14 protein-coding genes and 2 pseudogenes are annotated in these 21008 nt (G+C 72.4%); 10 read left to right on the forward strand and 6 right to left on the reverse strand.

Annotation, left to right across the window (positions count from 1 at the left end; translation table 11 throughout):
* Positions 1-119: 119 nt before the first annotated feature.
* The 3 genes from AN216_RS03135 to AN216_RS03145 all read right to left on the reverse strand — a co-directional run bounded on the left by AN216_RS03135 (position 120) and on the right by AN216_RS03145 (position 3026).
* On the reverse strand, positions 120-1454 hold the full coding sequence (locus tag AN216_RS03135; RefSeq protein ID WP_079166197.1) for a coenzyme F420-0:L-glutamate ligase: 1335 nt from the start codon (positions 1452-1454) through the stop codon (positions 120-122).
* Positions 1451-2410: a 2-phospho-L-lactate transferase gene (gene cofD, locus AN216_RS03140; RefSeq protein WP_070195049.1), complete on the reverse strand. Its 960-nt coding sequence runs from the start codon at positions 2408-2410 to the stop codon at positions 1451-1453. Before cofD ends, AN216_RS03135 begins: the two co-directional genes overlap by 4 nt.
* A gap of 94 nt (positions 2411-2504) precedes the next feature.
* Positions 2505-3026 carry a cysteine dioxygenase gene (locus AN216_RS03145; protein ID WP_070195033.1) on the reverse strand — a complete coding sequence of 174 codons (522 nt, stop codon included), beginning with the start codon at positions 3024-3026 and terminating at the stop codon, positions 2505-2507.
* Positions 3027-3887: 861 nt separating this feature from the next.
* On the opposite strand from AN216_RS03145, the gene AN216_RS03150 reads away from it, so the two are divergent.
* From AN216_RS03150 to AN216_RS03160, 3 genes are all read left to right on the forward strand, one after another.
* Entirely contained in the window at positions 3888-4151 is a 264-nt protein-coding gene (locus tag AN216_RS03150; RefSeq protein ID WP_070195034.1) for a WhiB family transcriptional regulator, read from the forward strand.
* A gap of 206 nt (positions 4152-4357) precedes the next feature.
* Positions 4358-8137: a glycosyltransferase family 2 protein gene (locus AN216_RS03155; RefSeq protein ID WP_070195035.1), complete on the forward strand. Its 3780-nt coding sequence runs from the start codon at positions 4358-4360 to the stop codon at positions 8135-8137.
* Complete coding sequence (locus AN216_RS03160; RefSeq protein ID WP_070195036.1) at positions 8134-9690, forward strand: DUF5719 family protein; 1557 nt, start codon at positions 8134-8136, stop codon at positions 9688-9690. The genes AN216_RS03155 and AN216_RS03160 overlap by 4 nt, the downstream gene beginning before the upstream one ends.
* Positions 9691-9735: 45 nt before the next feature.
* Here the strand turns inward: AN216_RS03160 and AN216_RS03165 are convergent, their stop codons facing one another.
* Entirely contained in the window at positions 9736-10215 is a 480-nt protein-coding gene (locus AN216_RS03165) for a metallopeptidase family protein (protein WP_070195037.1), read from the reverse strand.
* 282 nt (positions 10216-10497) lie between these two features.
* On the opposite strand from AN216_RS03165, the gene AN216_RS03170 reads away from it, so the two are divergent.
* The 5 genes from AN216_RS03170 to manA all read left to right on the forward strand — a co-directional run bounded on the left by AN216_RS03170 (position 10498) and on the right by manA (position 15451).
* A complete protein-coding gene (locus AN216_RS03170) occupies positions 10498-10947 on the forward strand; it encodes a DUF3499 domain-containing protein (RefSeq protein WP_079166198.1) in 450 nt (149 codons plus the stop codon).
* A 97-nt stretch (positions 10948-11044) separates the two neighbouring features.
* Entirely contained in the window at positions 11045-12400 is a 1356-nt protein-coding gene (locus tag AN216_RS03175; RefSeq protein WP_070195038.1) for a phosphomannomutase/phosphoglucomutase, read from the forward strand.
* Between the two features lie 208 nt (positions 12401-12608).
* Positions 12609-12869: a Trm112 family protein gene (locus AN216_RS03180; RefSeq protein WP_070195039.1), complete on the forward strand. Its 261-nt coding sequence runs from the start codon at positions 12609-12611 to the stop codon at positions 12867-12869.
* A 63-nt stretch (positions 12870-12932) separates the two neighbouring features.
* Positions 12933-14117 carry an SIS domain-containing protein gene (locus AN216_RS03185; protein WP_070195040.1) on the forward strand — a complete coding sequence of 395 codons (1185 nt, stop codon included), beginning with the start codon at positions 12933-12935 and terminating at the stop codon, positions 14115-14117.
* A gap of 113 nt (positions 14118-14230) precedes the next feature.
* A complete protein-coding gene (gene manA, locus AN216_RS03190; protein ID WP_070195041.1) occupies positions 14231-15451 on the forward strand; it encodes a mannose-6-phosphate isomerase, class I in 1221 nt (406 codons plus the stop codon).
* Between the two features lie 80 nt (positions 15452-15531).
* Here manA and AN216_RS03195 read toward each other — a convergent pair.
* Both AN216_RS03195 and AN216_RS03200 read right to left on the reverse strand, forming a co-directional pair.
* Positions 15532-16494: pseudogene (locus AN216_RS03195) on the reverse strand (PTS sugar transporter subunit IIA); the annotation flags it as partial.
* A gap of 29 nt (positions 16495-16523) precedes the next feature.
* Positions 16524-18077, reverse strand: a pseudogene (locus tag AN216_RS03200) (PTS fructose transporter subunit IIC); the annotation flags it as partial.
* Positions 18078-18430: 353 nt separating this feature from the next.
* Here AN216_RS03200 and ahcY point away from each other — a divergent pair.
* Positions 18431-19894: an adenosylhomocysteinase gene (gene ahcY / locus AN216_RS03205; RefSeq protein ID WP_420855680.1), complete on the forward strand. Its 1464-nt coding sequence runs from the start codon at positions 18431-18433 to the stop codon at positions 19892-19894.
* Between the two features lie 106 nt (positions 19895-20000).
* Positions 20001-20612, forward strand: coding sequence for a hypothetical protein (locus AN216_RS03210; protein WP_070195043.1), 612 nt, complete (start codon positions 20001-20003; stop codon positions 20610-20612).
* The last annotated feature ends 396 nt before the right edge of the window (positions 20613-21008 follow it).

Raw genomic sequence — 21008 nt, forward strand, 5'->3', positions numbered from 1 at the left:
GGCGCTGCCCCGCCGCGCGCCACGCCTCTCGCGCGGCGACATCGCACGGATCTGACGGGCCGCTGGCCGTCGGATGGCGTACGGCCCCGCTCAGCCGCCGTCGCCCAGCGCGTCGTCGCTCAGCGCACCGTCACGAAGGCCGCGCCGTCCCGCGCCGGCCGGGCGCGCGGCGGCGCCGCCGGGTGCCCCACCGCGACCGACCCCATCGGGTCCCAGTCGTCGGGCAGTTCCAGCACGTCCCGTACGACCTCGCGGCAGAACATCGTGGATGACACCCAGGCCGACCCCAGCCCCTCGCCGGCGAGGGCGACCAGGAAGTTCTGGATGCCCGCGCCGTTCGCGACGACGAACATCTCCCGCTCGGCAGCCGCCCGTCGCGGGTCCGGATAGCTGTGCGAGCCGGTCATCACCAGGCAGGGCACGACGAGGTACGGCGCGTTGCGCAGCAGGTCCCCACGCCGTACCCGCCTGGCGATGCTCTCCTCGCTCTTGCCGTCGCTCCGCAGGTCCGCGATCCAGGCGTCCCGCATCGCGTCCAACAGCCGCTCCCGTGCCTCGGGGGTCTCCAGCAGTACGAACCGCCAGGGGGTGGTGTGGTGCGGCGCGGGAGCCGTGACGGCCGCCGCGACGGCGCGCCGTACCGCCGCCGGGTCCGGCGCTTCCGACGTGAACTCGCGCACGGTGCGCCGCAGCGTGACCGCCTCCCGTACGGCCTCCGAGGTACCCAGCCGGAACATGTCCTGCGCGGCGTCCCGCAGCAGTTCCCGCGCGGGGGCGTCGGTGGCCTGGTCCGCGTCGTGTACGTGTCGCGCCAGCCCCCGGAGCACCGCCACGGGCAGGCCGTCGGCCTTGCCCTTCACCAGCTCGCCGGCCGCGGCCAGTTCGTCCCCGACGGCGGTCAGGGTGACGCCGAGCGGATTGCCGTACACGTCGGTGCCGCCGCGCAGGTCCTCCAGTACCCGCACGCCGGCTGCTCCGATGGCGACATCCGTCTGTCCCTCGCGCCAGGGTCGCCCGAAGGTGTCGGTGACGATGACTCCGATGTTGACGCCGAGTGCCGCACGCAGCCCGGCACGCAGGCGTCGGGCGGACTCGTCCGGGTCCTGGGGCAGCAGCAGCACGGTGCCGGCAGGGGTGTTGGACGCGTCGACGCCGGCCGCCGCCATCACGAAGCCGTGCCTGGTCTCGACGATCCGGGCGGGGCCGCGGCGGGCGACCAGTCGTACGGACTCGGCGTCGATCGAGGACTCCCGGTCCCCGGCGGTCACGGTGCGACCCTCCGCCTTGCTGACGATCTTCGAGGTCACGATCAGCACGTCGTCGTCGGCGAGTTCGGGCAGCCCCTCCTGCTGGCTCGCCGCCGTGACCAGCTTCACCAGGTCGTCCCCGGCGCGTACTTCCGGAATCCCCGGCAGTGCCCACACCCGGTACTCCGCCGGGGGCACGCCGCTCACGCGCCCACCTCCGCGGCCAGCGCCAGCGCCTCGTCCGCCATCCGCGCGGTGGCCTCCTCACTGGTCATCATGAGGGGCACGGCCACGCAGCGGATGCCGGCCTCCTCCACCTCCCGTACGGTCGCGGCGTCCGTGGTGTCCACGAGCCAGCCGTCCAGCAGGCCGGAGCCGTAGTGCTGGGCGACGGCCGCGGCGGTGGACCGTACGCCGATCGCGGCCAGCATCTTGTCCGCCATGCCGTGTACGGGGGCGTCGCCGACGATCGGGGAGAGGCCGATCACCGGCACCCCGGCCTCGGCGATGGCCTCCCGAACACCGGGCACCGCGAGGATGGTTCCGACGCTCACCACCGGGTTGGACGGCGGGAAGAGCACCACGTCGGCGGCGGCGATGGCATCCAGCACGCCGGGGGCCGGAGTGGCCTGCTCGGCGCCGACCGGCACGACGGCGTGCGCGTCGACCGAGGCGCGCAGCCGTACCCAGTACTCCTGGAAGTGAACGGCCTTGCGTTCCCCGTCCAGGTCGACGGCCACATGGGTTTCCACCCGGTCATCGGTCATGGGGAGCAGCCGTACGCCCGGCCGCCAGCGCGCGCACAGTGCCTCGGTCACCTCGCTGAGGGGGTAGCCGGCGGCCAGCATCTGGGTGCGCACGATGTGGGTGGCGAAGTCGCGGTCACCCAGCCCGAACCACTCCGGGCCGACGCCGTACGCCGCCAACTCCTCCTTGACGGTGAACGACTCGTCGGCGCGGCCCCAGCCCTGCGCCTCGTTGATGCCACCGCCCAGGGTGTACATCACGGTGTCCAGGTCGGGACACACCTTCAGACCGAAGAGGTGGATGTCGTCGCCGGTGTTCCCGATGACGGTGATTTCCGCCTCCGGGACCGCGGACCTGAGTCCACGGAGAAACCGCGCCCCACCGACACCCCCGGCCAAAACCACAATCCGCTGCATGCCCATAAGTGTGTCAGCCGAAGGCTGACTTCCTTGAGGGGCGGTGGTCGGGTTGGGGTCTCCCCGGGCGGAGCCCAGGGGACGGGTGGGCGTGTCAGCCGAAGGCTGACGTGGTGACCGGCGGTGGGTCCGCCACCGCACAGTGCGGAGCGGCGTGCAGCGGCATCTCGGTCAGGCCGGGGAAGTACACGTGCAGGCTCACCGTGGGTTCGAGGCCGCTGTTGACCGTTTCGTGGGTGTAGCCGGGTGCGAAGGTCCGTTGTGCGCCCGCCGTCAACCTCCGGGTGACGGCCCGCCGTCCGCTTCCGGCGACCTCGGTCAGCTCACCGGCCAGGACGGTCAGTACGCCGGATGAGGGTCCGTGGTCATGGCGCCCGGTGCCCTGGCCGGGCAGCCAGCTCAGCAACCACACCTCGTATCCGGGCCCGGTGCGCAACCGGTGGTACCAGCGGGTCGTGGGGTCGTAACGCACCAGTGGTCGCCAGTCGGCGGGCTGGTCCGCGATGGCGCGGGCGAGGCCGGCGAACGCGGCGACGGTGCGGGGGTGTTCGGAAGCGGGGGGCAGGAGGTGTGGGAGGGCGAGTGGGTCGCCGGCGATCTGGATGTCACTGTTCACTGGGAATGCCTTCGGACGGGCCGGGCCGGTCCGAAGCGGATGCCCCGGACGGGCCCGTGTCGTGGGTGTCGGGTCGCCTCGCCACCGCATCGCGCGCGGATGGTCGCAGGTGGCGCCGTCGTCGTACGGGCGGGTGCCTGGGAGTCCACCGGCCGCACGGTGCCTGTGCCGGGGCGGGGACGAAGCGTGGGCGCGCGGGCGGAGCTGGTTCTCGGAGAACAGAAGCCCTGGGGAGCCGGAGTCTCGGGGGCCGATGGCTCAGACGCGTCGCCCGGATTCGGGAGGAGCTGTCGGGAAGCGCACGGAACGCGTCAACAGCAACAGTGACAGTGGCCGAACGCAGCTCGAAGGGACCCGGCGCGGCGGGCCTGGCTGTGCGATCGAGTCACGGGCATACGCTCCAGGAGACCGGGCGATATGCCCGGCTGTCAACCAAATCCCGCGAATGGCGGCATGGGTTCACTGAATCCGGTTGCGTTGCCCGGAGAAAGGTTTGTGCGATCGGTTGCCGGGACAGGTCGCACAACATCCGTACACACAAACGCCGTTGTGCTTCTGTGATCTCATTGTGATCAGTGTCGCCGTGGGGTGCGAGGCGGAACGCGTGGGTCGCGCACCGCGTTCCTCGAGTGGGGAACGGGCGACGCGACGCTTGCTCCGGCGTGGCTGGGCGCGGGTGTCATAGTTTGTGGCTATTTGAACACTTTCTGCGTGGGCGTGGTTCCGCAGAGTGAATAACGTTCCAATAGCAGATCTTGGCTTGACTGGCATGGATCACACTCTTGTAATTTCACCCGTGTCGTTCAGTGGCGATTCGTAACGGCCGCATCACGGGGACGCAAAGACAGACGAGGGGCGCGCATGACCGAGCTGTTCCAGCAACTGCTGGTCGAAGAGGCGGACGAGGAGCTCGGCTGGCAGGAGCGCGCCTTGTGCGCGCAGACCGACCCAGAATCATTCTTCCCGGAAAAGGGCGGTTCAACCCGAGAGGCGAAGAAGGTCTGCCTTGCCTGTGAAGTCCGCTCCGAGTGCCTGGAGTACGCACTCGCCAACGACGAACGCTTCGGCATCTGGGGCGGCCTGTCCGAGCGTGAGCGGCGACGCCTGAAGAAGGCCGCCATGTGAAGCGGCGCCGCGGTGGACGCCGCGCCGGACGCCGCCCCCCTGGGGTGACGTGCCCGCCCCGGGCGTGCTCGCGCCCCCGTCCCGCCGTACGAGCCGGGCGGAGCCGGGATGGTGAGCCGTTAGTCTGGGGCACCGTCCGAGGCCCCGGGCCCTCCGGGAGCCCCGGTGTCCACCACAGTCCACTCCAAACGGCGGCCCGTACCTCGATGTCCGTGCACAGTCACTCGGCGGCCCACCACGAGGGCGCCTCAGCAGGGCCGGCGCCCAGCCCGCCCGAGTATCCGCGTCACGTCGTGACGGCCGTGCTCGTCGCGCACGACGGAGCACGTTGGCTGCCCGAGGCGCTCTCCGGGCTGGTGGGCCAGCGACGGGTGGTGCAGAACGTCGTCGCCGCGGACACCGGCAGCGCCGACGACTCGGCCGCGCTGCTCACCGAATCCCTCGGCACCGACCGGGTGCTGCACCTGGCACGGCGTACGGGCTTCGGCGCGGCCGTCGAGGAGGCCGTACGCAGCGCCGGCGTGCTCACCCCGGACGACCTGCGCTATCTGAGGCGGCCCAGCAGCTGGGACGCGGCCAACCACAGCTGGCGCGACGACGCCCACGCCATGCCGGAACTCCCGTACGGCGAACCGGTGCAGTGGCTCTGGCTCCTGCACGACGACAGCGCCGCGGAACCGGACGCGCTCGCCGAACTCCTCCGGGTCGTGGACGCCGACCCGTCCGTCGCCATCGCGGGGCCCAAGCTGCGCGGTTGGTACGACCGCCGGCAGCTGTTGGAGGCCGGCGTCAGCATCGCCAACAGCGGCCGACGCTGGACCGGCATCGAACGGCGGGAACAGGACCAGGGCCAGCACGACCAGACCCGGCCGGTGCTGTCCGTGTCCACCGCCGGGATGCTCATCCGGCGCGACGTCTTCGAACAGCTCGGCGGCTTCGACCGGCGACTCCCGCTGATGCGGGACGACGTCGACCTGTGCTGGCGTGCCCAACTCGCCGGTCACCGGGTGTGCGTCGCCCCGGACGCCGTGCTCCGGCACGCCGAGGCGGCCTCGCGGGAACGACGCCCGGTGGACTGCGCCGGTCGCGGCGGCGCCAGCCCGCACCGGGTGGACAAGGCCGCCGCCGTGCACACCCTGTTGGCCAACTCCCGTACGGCGGTGCTGCCCTGGGTGCTGCTGCGGCTGGTGCTCGGCACCCTGCTGCGGACCCTCGCCTATCTGGTGGGCAAGGTGCCCCGACAGGCGCTCGACGAGGTGGCCGGGCTGACGGGCGCCCTGCTGCGGCCCCTGCGGCTCGCGGGCGCGCGGCGCGGCCGTGGCCCGACGGTGGTGAGTCCCCGCGAGCTGCGCCCGCTGTTCCCGCCCGCGGGCGCGACCGTACGGGCCACCGTCGAGCAGGTCGCCAGCAACCTCGGTGGCCGCTCCGAACCGGAACTCTCCGCCGGCGGCCGGCACGGCGCGGTGGAGTCCGGCCCGGGCGGGGAGGACGCGGACTTCCTGGACATCGAACAGTTCGCCCGACTGAAGCGGATCGCCCGCAAGCCCGGGCCGCTGCTCTTCGCCGTGCTGCTGCTGGTCTCGCTGGTCGCCTGCCGCGCGCTGCTGGGTGGCGGCTCCCTCGCCGGCGGCGCGCTGCTGCCGGCGCCGGAGGGGGCGTCCGACCTCTGGTCCCACATCCAGGACAGGTGGCAGCCGGTCGGCGGCGGCAGCGTGGAGACGGCACCTCCGTACCTCGCCGTGCTGGCGCTGCTCGCCAGCCTGCTCTTCGGCAGCACCGGCCTGGCGCTGACCCTGCTGCTGGTCTGCTCCGTACCGCTGGCCGGGATCACCGCGTACTTCGCCTCCCGGCCGCTGGTCGACTCCCGGCTCGTACGCGCCTGGGCCAGCGTGGCGTACGCCTTCCTACCCGCCGCCACCGGCGCGCTGGCCGGCGGCCGGATCGGCACGGCCCTGCTGGCCGTGGTGCTGCCGCTACTCGCCCGGGCGGCGGTCGCCGCCAGCGGACTGCGGGGCTCCGCCTCCTGGCGGGGGACCTGGGCGTACGCCGCACTGCTGACCCTGACCAGCGCGTTCACCCCCGTGGTCTGGCCGCTGACACTGACGCTCGCCCTGGCGCTGCTGGTGACGCACCGTGGGAAGCCGAGCCTGCTGCGGCAGTTGGCACCGCGGGTGCCGGTGGTGCTGCTGACTCCGCTGGTGCTGCTGGCGCCCTGGTCGCTGACGCTGCTCGGGGACCCCGTCCGCTTCCTGCGCGAGGTGGGGTTGCCGTACGGACACGGCGCCGCCGATGCCCTTGACCTGCTCACGCTCACCCCCGGCGGCCCCGGAACTCCCGGGGCGCCACTGCTGATCGGGGTGCTGCTCGCGGCGCTGGCCGCGCTGCTGCGTACCGACCGGTGTGCGGTCGTCCTCGTGGCCTGGTCGGTCGCCCTCGCCGGGCTGCTGTGCGCGGTGCTGAGTAACACGGAGGGTTGGGCCGGGCCTGCCATCCTGGTGTACGGCCTGGCGCTGCTCGCGGCAGCGGCCGTCGGCGCCGACGGCGCCCGGGAGCGAGTGGCGGCCCGCAGCTTCGGCTGGCAACAGCCGGTGGCCGGCCTGGTGGCCGTCGCGGCCGTGCTGGCGCCGTTGGCCGCCGCCGTGAGCTGGATGGTCGACGGGGCGGCGGGGCCGGTGGAACGCCGTGACCCGGCGCAGGTACCGGCGTTCGTCGCGCAGGAGAGCACCACCCGGGACCAGCCCCGCACCCTCGTCCTGGCCGGCAACGGCGAGTCCGGCGGGGAGCCCGCCGAGAGCGCCCAGAGCGCGGGGACCGAAGGAGCCGGGGAAGTGTCGTACGCCCTGGTACGCGGTTCCGGTGCCCGCCTCGGGGACGCCGACCTGGCCTCGGCCGAGGGCGCGGACGGCCGGCTCGACGACGTCGTCGCCAAGCTGGTCGCCGGTTCCGGCGCGGACCAGACCGAGCAGCTGCGTGGCTACGCGGTGCGGTACGTCCTGGTACGGGACGGCGCGCCCCGCCAGATGGGCCGGGTGCTGGACGCCACACCGGGGCTGACTCGGCTCAGCCAACAGGACGGCAGCGCGTTGTGGCGGGTCGACGCGGAGGTCTCCCGGGTCTCCATCGTGCCGGGCGCGGAGGGTTCAGGGGGTTCCGGGGAGCCCGGGGTCAGCGACTCGGCGACAGCGGGCGACTCGCGGGACGCCGCACGTGGCGAGCCGGTCGCGGTGGCCGCCGGCCCGGTCGAGGCGCACACCGACGTGCCGGCCGGCTCGGGAGACCGGGTGCTGCGTCTCGCGGACGCCGCCGACGCCGGCTGGCGGGCCACGTTGGACGGCGAACCGTTGGAGTCCGTGACGGTCGACGGTTGGGCACAGGGCTTCGAGTTGGGCCCGGACGGCGGCCGGCTGGACCTGACGTACGAGACGCCCGCGACGCATACCGCGTGGGTGTGGGGACGTGGACTGCTCGGGCTGGTGGTGCTCGTCCTCGCCTTGCCCGGTCGTCGTCGGGAGATCGACGACGACCTGCCGGAGGCGGTGGCCGTGCCGGTCGAACCGGTCCCGGGCGAGGGTCGTCGTGCACGGCGGCTGCGGGCCGCGGCGGGGGCGGCGGCACCGGCCGCCGGGCCGCCACCCGCCGGGCCGCCGGAAACGCTGACGGGGGCCGCGCAGTCGGGCACGCCCCATATCCCGCAGCAGGTGGCGTACGAACCGACCTGGTCGCACCCGGCGGGCCCGGACACCACCGCGTACCCGACCGCGGACCAGTACGCCTGGTCGGCGGGAAACCCCCCGCCCCCCGAACAGCCACCTCAGGTGCCGGACCAGCCGTACGCCGATCCGTACGCCGACCCGTACGGCAACACGTACGCCGACCCGTACGGCGACGGCACGGCCTACGGCCCGGGCCAGGCCTATGGCACCACGGACCCGTACGGCCGCGACGGCGGTGACCCGTACCCGTACGGCGACAGGAGCGAGCAGTGAACCGGAGCACCCTCAGCCTGATCGGCGCGGTCACGGCTCTGGCCGCCGTCACGGGGATCGGCGCGGTTACCGCGCCCGGCGGGGAGCCGACGACGGACGGCGCCGCCGCGAAGCGACTGCCCGTGGAACGTTCCACGTTGGCCTGCCCGCAGCCCTCCGACTCGGCACTCGCGGAGACGGACTACGCGGCCTTCACGCCCAAGGGGAAGTCCGACGAGAAGGGCAACGCGGCGTTGTCGCCCGCGGAACCGGCCGATCCGGGTGACCCCAAGGGGAAGGACGAGCAGGACGACAAGGGCGACGAGGACGACAAGGACCGCGGGCAGGAGGACAGCGAGAGCAAGGACCGGAGCGACAAGCCCGTGCTCTCCCTGGAACAGCCCGGGCAGCCGGTGACCGCCAGCACCCAGCGCGCTGACGCGCCGGCCCTGACGGGTACCGCGGACGGTCGGTTCGCTCCCGGCTGGACCGTGCAGCAGACCACGACCGTGAGCGCGGGTGACGGCCGTGGCCTGCACGGCATGAGCTGTGCGGCACCGGACGCCGACTTCTGGATTCCGGGCGCGAGCACCGCGGACGAACGCCGTGACTACGTCCACCTCACCAACCCGGACGATCTCGCCGCCGTGGTCGACCTGGAGCTGTACGACAAGGACGGCGCCGTCGAGACGGAGGCCGGCCGGGAGATCATCGTCCCGCCGGGAGCGACGGTGCCGGTGCTGCTGTCCACGCTCACCGCACGGCAGTCGACCAATGTGACGGTGCACGTGGTGGCTCGTACGGGCCGGGTCAGCGCCCAGGTGCGGGCGCTGGACGAGAAGTTGGGCGGTGACTGGGTGCGGCCGTCCGCCGTGCCCGGCCCCCGCGCCGTACTGCCGGGGATTCCGGGCGACGCCACGTCCGTACGGCTGGTCGTGATGGCGCCCGGCTCGAAGGACGCCGACCTCAGGGTGCGGCTGGCGGGGAAGTCCGGCGAGATCACGCCCGCCGGACACGGCACCCTGCACGTGCGGGCGGGGACCACCGCGGCCGTCGACCTGGACGAGCTGACGCGGGGACAGGCCGGCTCGCTGGTGCTGTCACCCTCCGAGGAGGACGACGCCACCCCGGTCGTCGCGGCGGCCCGGGTCACCAGGGAGAAGGGCAGCGAGCGGGAGACGGCGTTCATCCCTGCCACCACGCCGATCCAGGAGCGTGGCACCGCGGCCGGCAGCCGGTCGAAGGGTTCCACCGTCCACCTGACCGCGCCCGACGAGGCGGCGAAGGTGCGCGTCACCTCCTCGGCCGGGAGCGAGGGCGGGAGCCCGCGGACGAAGACGTACACGGTCCGGGCCGACACCACCCTGGCGGTGCGACCGCCCGCTCCGAAGGGCGGCGAGGGCGCCTTCGCTGTGACGGTGGAGCGGCGGTCCGGCGGCTCGGTGTACGCCTCGCGGATGCTGGAGCGGGAGGAGGACGGCGTGCCGATGTTCACGGTGCAGTCGATGCCGGATGACCGAGGGACGGTCGCGGTGCCGGAGGCGGGGCCGGACCTGTCGGTGCTGGGTGACTGAGCGGGCGGGTCGCTGAGCGGGCTGGTGCCGGCCGGCGTCCGCGCGTCACTCGCCGCCGTATCGTGGATCGATCGACTCCGGTGCGAGCCCGAGCAGTTCGGCCACCTGCTCCACCACCACCTCGTGTACGAGGAGCGCGCGTTCGTCCCGGCTCCGGGTTCGGATCTCGATCGGCCGACGGTAGATCACGATGCGGTCCGCCCCGCCGTCCGCCATCGTCACCCTGCCAAGCGGTACGCCCGTCACCTCCGCCGGCTCTCCCGTGTCGAGGCGCGGCACCTCCTGGACGGCGAAGTCGATCGCCGACAGTTGCGGCCACCGGCGCTCCAGGCGGTCCGCGGAGTCCCGTACGAGATCGTCGAAGACCTCGGCGCGGGTGGCGGAGAGCGGCACCTGCGGCGGGGCGATCGGTCCGCGCATGCCGCGCCCGTGCCGGTCGCGATGACGGGTCCGACGGCCGGACGGGCCGGTGGGGCCGGAGCTCCGGGCCGGGCCGGAATCGCCGGACTGAGGGGGCTCGCTCATCCCCCTGAGCCTAAGGGCTGTTCCGCGATCCCCGGTGGATCAGCGAGCGGAGTCCGGCGCTGGGGCCCGCCGAGCCGGTGGAGCGGGGCTCCCGGGCCTTCGGGCCGAGAATCAGCCGCGTACCGGGCGTACCCGGACGATTCGACAACGCAGGGCTCTCCCCGCGCCGATGGGTTTCGCGGCCGCGCGGCCGCTCGCCCGCCGCTGCTGTNCGCAGGTCAGCGGCCAGCGGCAGGGCGGGACCCGCCGGGCCGCCGCACGACACGGTGTTCCCGGCCACGGGTGCGTCATCGCAGCCCGGTCACGAGTGCGGTACCGTCCATCGTCGTGAGTCCTGTACGCCGCTGTTCGCGCACCGCATGCGGACGCCCTGCCGTGGCGACACTGACGTACGTCTACGCCGATTCGACCGCGGTCCTGGGGCCGTTGGCCACCTATGCCGAGCCGCACTGCTACGACCTGTGCACCGAGCACTCGGAACGGCTGACCGCGCCCCGTGGCTGGGAGGTCGTACGACTCGCGCTGGACACCCGCCAGCCAGGACCCAGCGGTGACGATCTCGAGGCGCTGGCCGACGCCGTACGGGAAGCGGCCCGCGGTGGTGGGTCGCGCACGGAGCACGGCACGTCCGCGGCACCCGCCCCCGGCCCGATGGGGTCCGGCGGGCCCGAGACGGACCCGATGGAGGTCGCCCGGCGCGGTCATCTTCGGGTGCTGCGCTCGCCGGAGTGACCCGGGTGCCCGGCCCCCGCGGTCCGGCCCCTCTCGGCGCGGGGCCTGCGGGTAGGTTGGTGAACCCCGTTGTGGACTCCCGAAGGAGCGGATGGCTGTGGCCGACCTGTCGCGGATCGTGAAGGCGTACGACGTGCGCGGAGTGGTGCCGGACGACTGGGACGAACCGCTGGCCGAGTTGTTCGGCGCCGCCTTCGTACGGGTCACCGGCGCTGAGGCGATCGTGGTGGGTCACGACATGCGGCCGTCCTCGCCCGGGCTGTCCCGGGCCTTCGGGCGCGGGGCCGCCGGACAGGGGGCGGACGTCACCGAGATCGGGCTCTGTTCCACCGACCAGTTGTACTTCGCCAGCGGCAGTCTCGGACTGCCCGGGGCGATGTTCACCGCCTCGCACAACCCGGCCCGTTACAACGGCATCAAGCTCTGCCGTTCTGGAGCGGCGCCGGTGGGGCAGGAGACGGGACTCGCGGACATTCGTCGCCTGGTGGAGGAGTGGTCGGATACGGGCGCGCCCGCGGCGCGCGGGCAGGGCGCGATCGCGCAGCGGGACGTCCTGGCCGACTACGCCGCGCACCTGCGCTCCCTGGTCGACCTGACGGCCATCCGCCCGCTGAGCGTCGTGGTGGACGCGGGCAACGGCATGGGCGGACACACCGTGCCGACCGTTCTCGACGGACTCCCGATCGCACTCGATCCGATGTACTTCGAACTGGACGGCACCTTCCCCAACCACGAGGCCAATCCGCTCGATCCGGACAACATCGTCGACCTGCAGGCCCGGGTGCGGAAGACCGGCGCCGACCTCGGGATCGCCTTCGACGGCGACGCCGACCGGTGTTTCGTGGTCGACGAGCGGGGCGAGCCGGTGTCCCCGTCCGCGATCACCGCCCTGGTCGCCGCCCGCGTGCTGGCGGCGCATCCGGGCGAGACCGTGATCCACAACTGCATCACCTCCTGGTCCGTCCCCGAGGTGGTACGCGAGGTCGGCGGCACCCCCGTCCGTACCCGTGTGGGGCATTCCTTCATCAAGGGGGAAATGGCGGCCACCGGCGCGGTCTTCGGCGGTGAGCACTCCGCGCACTACTACTTCCGGGACTTCTGGAACGCCGACACCGGCATGCTGGCCGCGCTGCACGTCCTCGCCGCGCTGGGGGGCCAGGACGGCCCGCTGTCCGCGCTGGTGGAGCGTTACGACCGGTACGCCGCCTCCGGTGAGATCAACAGCACCGTGGCGGACCAGACCGCCTGCGTGGCCGAGGTGCGCCGGGTCCACGGCGAGCGGGCGGGCCTGGAACTGGACGAGTTGGACGGGCTGACCGTGACCGCGGACGACTGGTGGTTCAACCTGCGGGCCTCGAACACGGAGCCGCTGCTCCGGCTGAACGTGGAGGCCCGGGACACCGCGACCATGACCCGCGTACGGGACGAGGTGCTGAGCCTGATTCGGGCGTAGCCCCGGAAAGCCCGTGCGGGCCCCGTGTCACACCGGCGCCGGCACCACCCCACGGCACCGGCGTAGCCCCCGCGCCCCCGGCACCGGCGTAGCCGGTCCTTCGCCGCACAGCCGCCCGGTGCCGTGTGCCGGGGCCCCGCGCACGGCGGTACCCTGGCCGACAACCGCCGCCTGACGTGGTGACCATGACTTTGAGAAGGGACACCCCATGCCGCTGGAAGCCGGCCTTCTGGAGATCCTCGCCTGCCCCGCGTGCCACGCGACGCTGCGCGAGGAACGGCGGTCGGCGGGGCCTGACGGTGCGGGGGCCCCAGGGAGCGCCTCCCCGGGGACTGACACCCCCGGGAGTGACTCCGAGGCGCCGGAAGCCGAGCTGGTCTGCACCGCGAGCACCGGTTGTGGACTGGTCTACCCGGTGCGCGAGGGCATCCCCGTCCTCCTCGTCGACGAGGCACGACAGCCCGGCTGACGGGCCCCTCACGGGCACCGGACTGGCGGCACCAACCGGCGGATCGATCGGAGGCTTCGCAGGATGCTCGACGAATCGGTGCTGGACGTCCCCGACGCCCTGGCCCGTGCCGATACGCACGGGCTGCTGCACGGCGCCGCGGAGTCCGGTGCGCGTACCCGTACCGCCATGCGGCTGGCCGAGGAGGCCGGCCTCGCCCAGCTGCGGCCCGACGGCCGGCCCCGCTCCGTACTGGTCGCCGGCTCCGGATCGGCGACCGGCTGTGTCGCGGACCTGCTCGGGGCCTTCGGGAACGGCGCGGTGCCCGTCACCCGGCTGCGGTCGACCGGCGCCTTCGCCTCGCCCGCCGCGCTGAGCTGGACGCTGCCCGGCTGGGTCGGTCCGCTCGACCTGCTGCTGCTCGCCACCACGGACGGCATGGAACCGGGGCTGGAAGCTCTGGTGGAACAGGCGTACCGGCGGGGCTGCACGGTCGTGGCCGTCGCCCCGATGGGCACCCTGCTGGCCGAGGTGGTCGGCCGTACCCGCGGCCTGGCGATGCCACTGGCGCCCCGGGTGAGCAGCCCACTGCCGTACGGCAGCGGCGGCGGCCTCGACGAGTCCGGTGACCTCGCCGAACAACCCACCGTCGCCCTGGACCCGAGCACCCTGTGGGCCCTCGTCACCCCGCTGCTGGCGCTCTGCGACCGGCTGGGACTGCTGACCGCGCCGGCGTCCGCGATCGACGCGCTGGCCGAGCGGCTGAACCAGGTCGCGGAGCGGTGCGGACCGGTGACCGAGACCACGGGCAATCCGGCCAAGACCCTGGCGGTCGAACTCGCCGACGCGCTACCGCTGTTCTGGAGCGAGGGTCCGCTCGCGGGAGCCGCCGGACGGCACAGCGTCACCACCCTGAGCACACTCGCCGGACGCCCGGCGCTCGCCGCCGAGCTGCCCGAGGCCCTGGTCACCCATGGCGCGCTGCTGACCGGAGCGTTCGGCGCGAGCGATGACCCGGACGACTTCTTCCGGGACCGGGTGGCCGATCCGCGGGCGCCGCAGGCCCGCATGGTGCTGCTCCGGGAGCAGGTGCCCGGAGCGGACTCCGCCGTCGTCGCGGCCCGCGACCTGGCGTACGCCCATGGCACCCCGCTCAGCGAACTCGAGGTGGAGGGCGGCAGCGGACCCCTGGAGACGGCCGCCGAGCTGATCGCCACCACGGATTTCGCCGCCGTTTACCTCACGCTCGCCGCCGGCGAACCCTCCTGAGGCGTGGCGCGGCTATCCCGGTATCCCATCCGCGTCGGGCCGAAACGGCTCGACCACCCGTATCCGTACCCGTACAGCAGCGAGACCCCAGCGAGAGTCAGGACGCGCGCACGATGGACCGCCTCGACAACGCCGTACGCCCCTACGCCTGGGGCTCCACCACCGCCATCCCGGAATTCCTGGGGGTGCCGCCCACCGACGAACCGCAGGCCGAGCTGTGGATGGGTGCCCACCCCGGCGCACCCTCCCGGCTCGACCGCGGCGCCGGGCCCGTCTCCCTCGCCGAGGTCATCGCCGACGATCCGGCGGGCGAACTCGGGGCGGCGAGCGTACGGGCCTTCGGCCCCCGACTGCCGTTTCTGCTGAAGCTTCTCGCCGCCGCCGCTCCGCTGTCGCTCCAGGTGCACCCGGACGCTGCGCAGGCCGCCGCGGGCTTCGAGGCCGAGGAGGCGGCGGGCGTACCACTGGACGCCCCGCACCGGAACTACAAGGACGCCCACCACAAGCCCGAACTCCTCTGCGCCCTCACGTCCTTCGACGGCCTGTGCGGCTTCCGGCACCCGGCGGAGACCGCCGAACTCCTCGCCGCCCTGGACGTGGACGAGCTACAGCCGTACGTCGACATCCTGCGGGCCAGTCCTGGCGAGGAGGCGCTGCGGGAGGTGTTCACCGCCGTACTCACGGCCGATCACGAGGCCATGGCCCGTACGGTGGAACAGGCCGCCGAGGCGGCCGAGCGACTCGCCGCGGCTGGTCAGCGGCAGCACGCGACCGCGTACGCCGGGTACGCCTCCATCGCCCGGCAGCACCCCGGCGACCCCGGCGTCCTCGCGGCGATGCTGCTGAACCACGTCCGGTTGCAGCCCGGTGAGGCGCTCTACCTCGGGGCCGGGGTGCCGCACGCCTACCTGGACGGCCTCGGCGTCGAGATCATGGCCAACTCGGACAACGTCCTGCGCTGCGGCCTGACCCCCAAGCACGTGGACGTGCCCGAACTGCTGCGGATCGTACGTTTCGAGGGCACGACCCCGGAGATCCTGCGTCCGGAGGCGGACGGCGGCGAGGAGGTGTACGCGACGCCGGTCGAGGAGTTCCGGCTCTTCCGGACGACTCCGGCGCCGGGCGGCGAACCGCTCGTGCTGGCCGAGGGCCGCCCACGGGTGCTGCTGTGCGCCGCCGGCCGGGTGATGCTGCACGGCGGCCGGGCGGACGGCGAACTCGTGCTGGAGCGTGGCCAGTCGGCGTACGCGAGCGCGGCGGAGGAGATCCGGGTCAGCGGCGACGGGACGCTCTTCGGCGCGACGGTGGCCGTCGGCGGGCGGCCGACGGCGTAGCGCGGCGGGTGCTCCGGCCCGGAGTCCTGGAGCGGCCCAGGGCCCGGAGCACCTTGCGGCGGAGTGGCCCCGTCGGGTTGTCATTCGATCTCGGCCAGGACGCGCAGAATCCCCTCGGTGCCCTCGGCGGCCAGTAGCCGTTCCCGGTAGTCCTCGGACACGAGCTTGCGGGAGAGCAGCGCCAGGATGCGCAGGTGCTCGTCGCCGGCCGCCGCCTCCGGGACGGCGATCATGAAGACCAGCCGGGCCGGCGTGCCGTCCGGCGCGCCCCACTCGACGCCCTCCGCGGAACGGGCGAAGCCGACCAGCGGTCGGGTCACCGCGTCCGTCCTGGCGTGCGGGACGGCGATCTCCTCGCCGAGACCGGTGGTGCCCTGTTCCTCGCGGGCGAGCGCGGCTCGGACCAACTCCTCCGGCGCGGACACCGCGCCGCCGCGGGCGAGGAGCGCGGCCATCTCGTGGATGGCGGCCTCCTTCGCGGTGGCGGTCAGCCGTTCCCGTACGGTCGCCCGGGTGAGGTGGCCGGAGAGCACCACGGGGTCGGCGGGCGCGGTGGCCTGGGACCCGGAGGCTCGGCGTGCGGAGGCTTGGGGTGCGGAGGCCTCGGCCTCCGTCGCGTGGTCCGTGGACACGGGCCGCGGGCCGGGCTCGGCCGCGGGGGCAGCCACGGCCGCGTGACGTCGACCCAGCGACATGAGCGCGACAGTGGCCAACCCGGTGACAGCCGTGCCGACAGCCACCGCCAGGAAGAAGACCGCGACACCGTCGATGGCGCCGAGTAGCGCGACGATCGGTCCGCCGTGCGGCACGTTGTCCTCGATCGCCGCCAGTCCGGCTATGCCGCCCGCCACCGCGCCGCCCAGCATGTTCGCCGGGATGACCCGGGCGGGACGCGCGGCGGCGAACGGGATGGCACCCTCGGTGATCCCGAAGAAGCCCATGAAGAGCGCGGCGTAACCCGTCTCCTGCTCCTGGGCGTCGAAGTAGCGTCGCCGCAGCAGCGTGGCCAGCCCCTGGCCGAGCGGCGGCACCGGGATCGCCGCNCGGCCTCCGTCGCGTGGTCCGTGGACACGGGCCGCGGGCCGGGCTCGGCCGCGGGGGCAGCCACGGCCGCGTGACGTCGACCCAGCGACATGAGCGCGACAGTGGCCAACCCGGTGACAGCCGTGCCGACAGCCACCGCCAGGAAGAAGACCGCGACACCGTCGATGGCGCCGAGTAGCGCGACGATCGGTCCGCCGTGCGGCACGTTGTCCTCGATCGCCGCCAGTCCGGCTATGCCGCCCGCCACCGCGCCGCCCAGCATGTTCGCCGGGATGACCCGGGCGGGACGCGCGGCGGCGAACGGGATGGCACCCTCGGTGATCCCGAAGAAGCCCATGAAGAGCGCGGCGTAACCCGTCTCCTGCTCCTGGGCGTCGAAGTAGCGTCGCCGCAGCAGCGTGGCCAGCCCCTGGCCGAGCGGCGGCACCGGGATCGCCGCCGCGCACATGCCCATCACCTCCGGGTTCTTGGAGACCAGCCCGGCGCCGAAGAGGAACGCCGTCTTGTTCACCGGTCCGCCCATGTCGAAGGAGATCATCAGCCCGAGCAGGACGCCGAGCAGCGCGGCGCTCGTACCGGTCATGCCGCCGAGCAGGTCGGTGAGGCTGTCGAAGATCCAGGAGATCGGCCGGCCGATGACGTAGATGAAGAACAGGCCCAACGCCGAGGTCGCCACGATCGGGATCACGATGATCGGCATGATGGGCTGCGCGAACTTCGGCACCGGGACCCGCTTGATCAAGCGCACCAGGTAGCCGGCCAGGAAGCCGGTGATGATGGCTCCGATGAAGCCGGCGCCGGACTCGGAGTCGTACAGTTCGCCGGTGTTGGCGATCCAGCCGCCGATCATGCCGGGCACCAGAGCCGGTCGGTCTGCGATGGCGTACGCGATGTAGCCGGACAGGATCGGCACCATCAGGGTGAAGCCGATGGTCCCGATGTCGTTGACGTGCTTCCAGAAGGAGCCGTCCGGGATGACCAGTCCGCCGTCCGACCTGGGTTCGCCGCCGATCGCCAGGGAGATGGCGATCAGCAGGCCGCCGACGACGACGAACGGGATCATGTAGGAGACGCCGTTCATCAGCGCCTTGTAGGTCGTCCCGCGGGCCCCCGTACCACCCGACCCCGCAGCACCCGATCCCGCAGCACCCGATCCCGTACCGCCCGCTCCCGCGTCGGCCCGCTGGTCGCCGGCGTCCGCCCCGCCGTCGGCTCCGGTGGCCTGTACCGGCGCCCGTAGCACCCGGTCGAGCAGGGCGTCCGGATCGCTGATGCCCTCGGTGACCCCGACCACCAGCACGCGCTTGCCCTCGAACCGGTCCCGCGGCACGTCCTTGTCGGCGGCGAGAATGACCCCGTCAGCCTCTCTGACATCGTTGTCAGTCAGTACGTTCTCGACCCCGATGGACCCCTGGGTCTCCACCTTGATGCGGATGCCGCGCTGCTGCGCGGCCTGTGTGAGTTTCTCCGCAGCCATGTAGGTGTGCGCGATCCCCGTGGGGCAGGCGGTTACGGCGAGCAGCCGCACTTCCTGGTCGGCGGCCGGCCCCGTGGGTTCGCCGGCCTCGGCAGGACTGGTCACCTGGAATCTCCTTGCTTGGCTGAGTGTGCTGTGGGAAGGATGGGTACGACTGTATGAGCGGTGCACGGGGGCCGAAAAGTGACCCGTGGTCCTTGCACCGACCCTGAACGATCCGCTCGACTGGACGGGCGGTGTAGATTCGAGAGCGCAGACGTCGCTGCTGATGGCGGTCGGGCGGCCCGGACACAGACGTACGGGCCTCCGAGGGAGAGAGGGCCTCCGACGGACTGGGCTGTGACCAAGGGATGCGTGTGTGTCGTCCGCGGAGCATGGGATTCCGCACCCGACACGCCCCCGACGCCGCAGCACGGACCAGCAAGCCACACACCTCGACATTGCGAGGAGCAGCCCGCATGACGATCGCTACGACGTCTACCGACCAGGACTTCAAGGTCGCCGACCTGTCCCTCGCGGCCTACGGCCGCAAGGAGATCGAGCTCGCCGAGCACGAGATGCCCGGTCTGATGTCGATCCGCAAGGAGTACGCCGCGAAGCAGCCGCTGGCCGGCGCGCGTATCACCGGCTCACTGCACATGACCGTGCAGACGGCCGTGCTCATCGAGACCCTGGTCGCGCTGGGCGCACAGGTGCGCTGGGCGTCCTGCAACATCTTCTCCACCCAGGACCACGCCGCCGCCGCGATCGCGGTCGGTCCGAAGGGCACTCCCGAATCGCCCCAGGGCGTGCCGGTGTTCGCCTGGAAGGGCGAGACGCTGGAGGAGTACTGGTGGTGCACGGAGCAGGCGCTGACCTGGCCGGGCGTCACGACCGGCGGACCGAACATGATCCTGGACGACGGCGGCGACGCCACGCTTCTCGTACACAAGGGCGTGGAGTACGAGAAGGCCGGTGCCGCGCCCGACGTGTCGACCGCGGAGAACGACGAACACCGTTGCGTGCTCCAGGTGCTGAACCGCACCCTGGGTGAGAACCCGCAGAAGTGGACCCAGCTCGCCTCGGAGATCCGCGGTGTCACCGAGGAGACCACCACCGGCGTGCACCGGCTCTACGAGATGCAGCGCGCCGGCGAGCTGCTGTTCCCGGCGATCAACGTCAACGACTCGGTCACCAAGTCCAAGTTCGACAACAAGTACGGCTGCCGGCACTCCCTGATCGACGGGATCAACCGCGGCACGGACGTACTGATCGGCGGCAAGACCGCGGTGATCTTCGGCTACGGCGACGTGGGCAAGGGCAGCGCCGAGTCGCTGCGCGCCCAGGGCGCCCGCGTGATGATCACGGAGATCGACCCGATCTGCGCGCTTCAGGCGGCCATGGACGGCTACCAGGTGGTCCGGCTCGAGGACGTGGTGGAGACCGCCGACATCTTCGTGACCACCACCGGCAACAAGGACATCATCATGGCCTCGGACATGGCCAAGATGAAGCACCAGGCGATCATCGGCAACATCGGTCACTTCGACAACGAGATCGACATGGCCGGCCTCGAGAAGATCGACGGCGTGGTCAAGGACGAGATCAAGCCGCAGGTGCACTCCTGGACCTTCAAGGACGGCAAGAAGATCATCGTGCTGTCCGAGGGTCGTCTGCTGAACCTCGGCAACGCCACCGGACACCCGTCCTTCGTGATGTCCAACTCCTTCGCGAACCAGACGATCGCCCAGATCGAGGTCTTCACCAAGCCGGAGGAGTACCCGACCGAGGTCTACGTCCTGCCCAAGCACCTGGACGAGAAGGTCGCCCGCCTGCACCTGGACGCGCTGGGTGTCCGGCTCACCGAACTGCGCCCGGACCAGGCCGAGTACATCGGCGTCGCGGTCGAGGGCCCGTACAAGCCGGACCACTACCGCTACTGATCCGCTCGCCCGCGCGCAGCACGCGGCACGCGGCCGCACGAAGGCCCCTCGCCCATGGCGGGGGGCCTTCCCCGTGTCCGCGAAGTCGCGCCCGTAGAGTCCCCGCATGCCCCGTGGCCGTTACTCGCTCCATGACCCGCACGACCACACCCCGCTGGGTGACGAGCACTTCCAGTGTGCCCACGGGCCATCCGGCTGGCGTTACGTCGCACAGATCACCAGCCCTTCCGGGGAGCACGCCGGCTCGATCGACCTCACCCTGGACGCGCTCGCCCGTCCCATCCGGATGGAACTCCACGCCGGTGGCTGGCGGGTGCGCGGTGCCGCCATGGATGGGGTGACCTGGGTCCGTACGGCCAGCGGCGGCGAAGGTCGCGAACACAACGCCGCAGCGCACTCCTTCGCCGGGCAGTCCCCGGCCTTCCTGGTGGCGACTGCCCGGCTCCTCGCCCCTGAGCTGGGCCAGCGAGGGAGCCGGGGCCGACTGGTGTACCTCGCGCCTCCGGTGCTCGCCCCCCGTACGATCAACCAGACCTGGGCACTGGTCGCCAGGGACGCGCACGGTACGGATACCGGGCCCCTGACGGTCGAGAGCTACCAGGTAGGTGACCTGGACACCGGCGAGGGGATGGAGGTGCACCTGGCCGGGGACGTGGTGCTCGCGGCACCGGGCGTAGAGCTCGAGGAGCTGGACTCCCCGCCCTCGACGTCCACCTGATGGCCGCGAGTACGGGGCGACTTCGCGACGCGGAGGGGCCGTGGCCGGCCTCTCGGCGCTGACCGGCACGCAGCGCCCAACGGATGAGTGGGGACGTGTGTAACGAGCCGATGGCCGGCTGATGTGCGAGGGGCGTACGGAAGCTGCTATTGTCGTGCACGGCTCGCCGGACCGCGCACGCGGAGAGGACGGGCCGTCGAGGGAGCAAGAGCCAGCCGAGTTCGACGAGTTCGGCGTCGTGCGCTAGCATCTCTCAAATCCTCTTCCAGAGTTCACGGGATTCTGTGCTGTCTGGCCGAGGGTGCCGATCTTCCGGAGAAAATTCCTCTGGTAGGGTCGGAGAAACGCCGAAGGAACATCCGGAGGATTCCTGAGAGGGAGTCTGATGTGAGTGTT

It is taken from the genome of Streptomyces oceani, assembly GCF_001751245.1.
Taxonomy (GTDB): Bacteria; Actinomycetota; Actinomycetes; order Streptomycetales; family Streptomycetaceae; genus Streptomyces; species Streptomyces oceani.

Bases quoted from the DNA above. Each gene is read 5' to 3' on its own strand.
- cofD (WP_070195049.1), bottom strand. From the start codon at position 2,410: ATGCAGCGGATTGTGGTTTTGGCCGGGGGTGTCGGTGGGGCGCGGTTT.
- AN216_RS03150 (WP_070195034.1), top strand. From the start codon at position 3,888: ATGACCGAGCTGTTCCAGCAACTGCTGGTCGAAGAGGCGGACGAGGAG.
- AN216_RS03155 (WP_070195035.1), top strand. From the start codon at position 4,358: ATGTCCGTGCACAGTCACTCGGCGGCCCACCACGAGGGCGCCTCAGCA.
- AN216_RS03165 (WP_070195037.1), bottom strand. From the start codon at position 10,215: ATGAGCGAGCCCCCTCAGTCCGGCGATTCCGGCCCGGCCCGGAGCTCC.
- AN216_RS03180 (WP_070195039.1), top strand. From the start codon at position 12,609: ATGCCGCTGGAAGCCGGCCTTCTGGAGATCCTCGCCTGCCCCGCGTGC.
- AN216_RS03185 (WP_070195040.1), top strand. From the start codon at position 12,933: ATGCTCGACGAATCGGTGCTGGACGTCCCCGACGCCCTGGCCCGTGCC.
- manA (WP_070195041.1), top strand. From the start codon at position 14,231: ATGGACCGCCTCGACAACGCCGTACGCCCCTACGCCTGGGGCTCCACC.
- ahcY (WP_420855680.1), top strand. From the start codon at position 18,431: ATGACGATCGCTACGACGTCTACCGACCAGGACTTCAAGGTCGCCGAC.
- AN216_RS03210 (WP_070195043.1), top strand. From the start codon at position 20,001: ATGCCCCGTGGCCGTTACTCGCTCCATGACCCGCACGACCACACCCCG.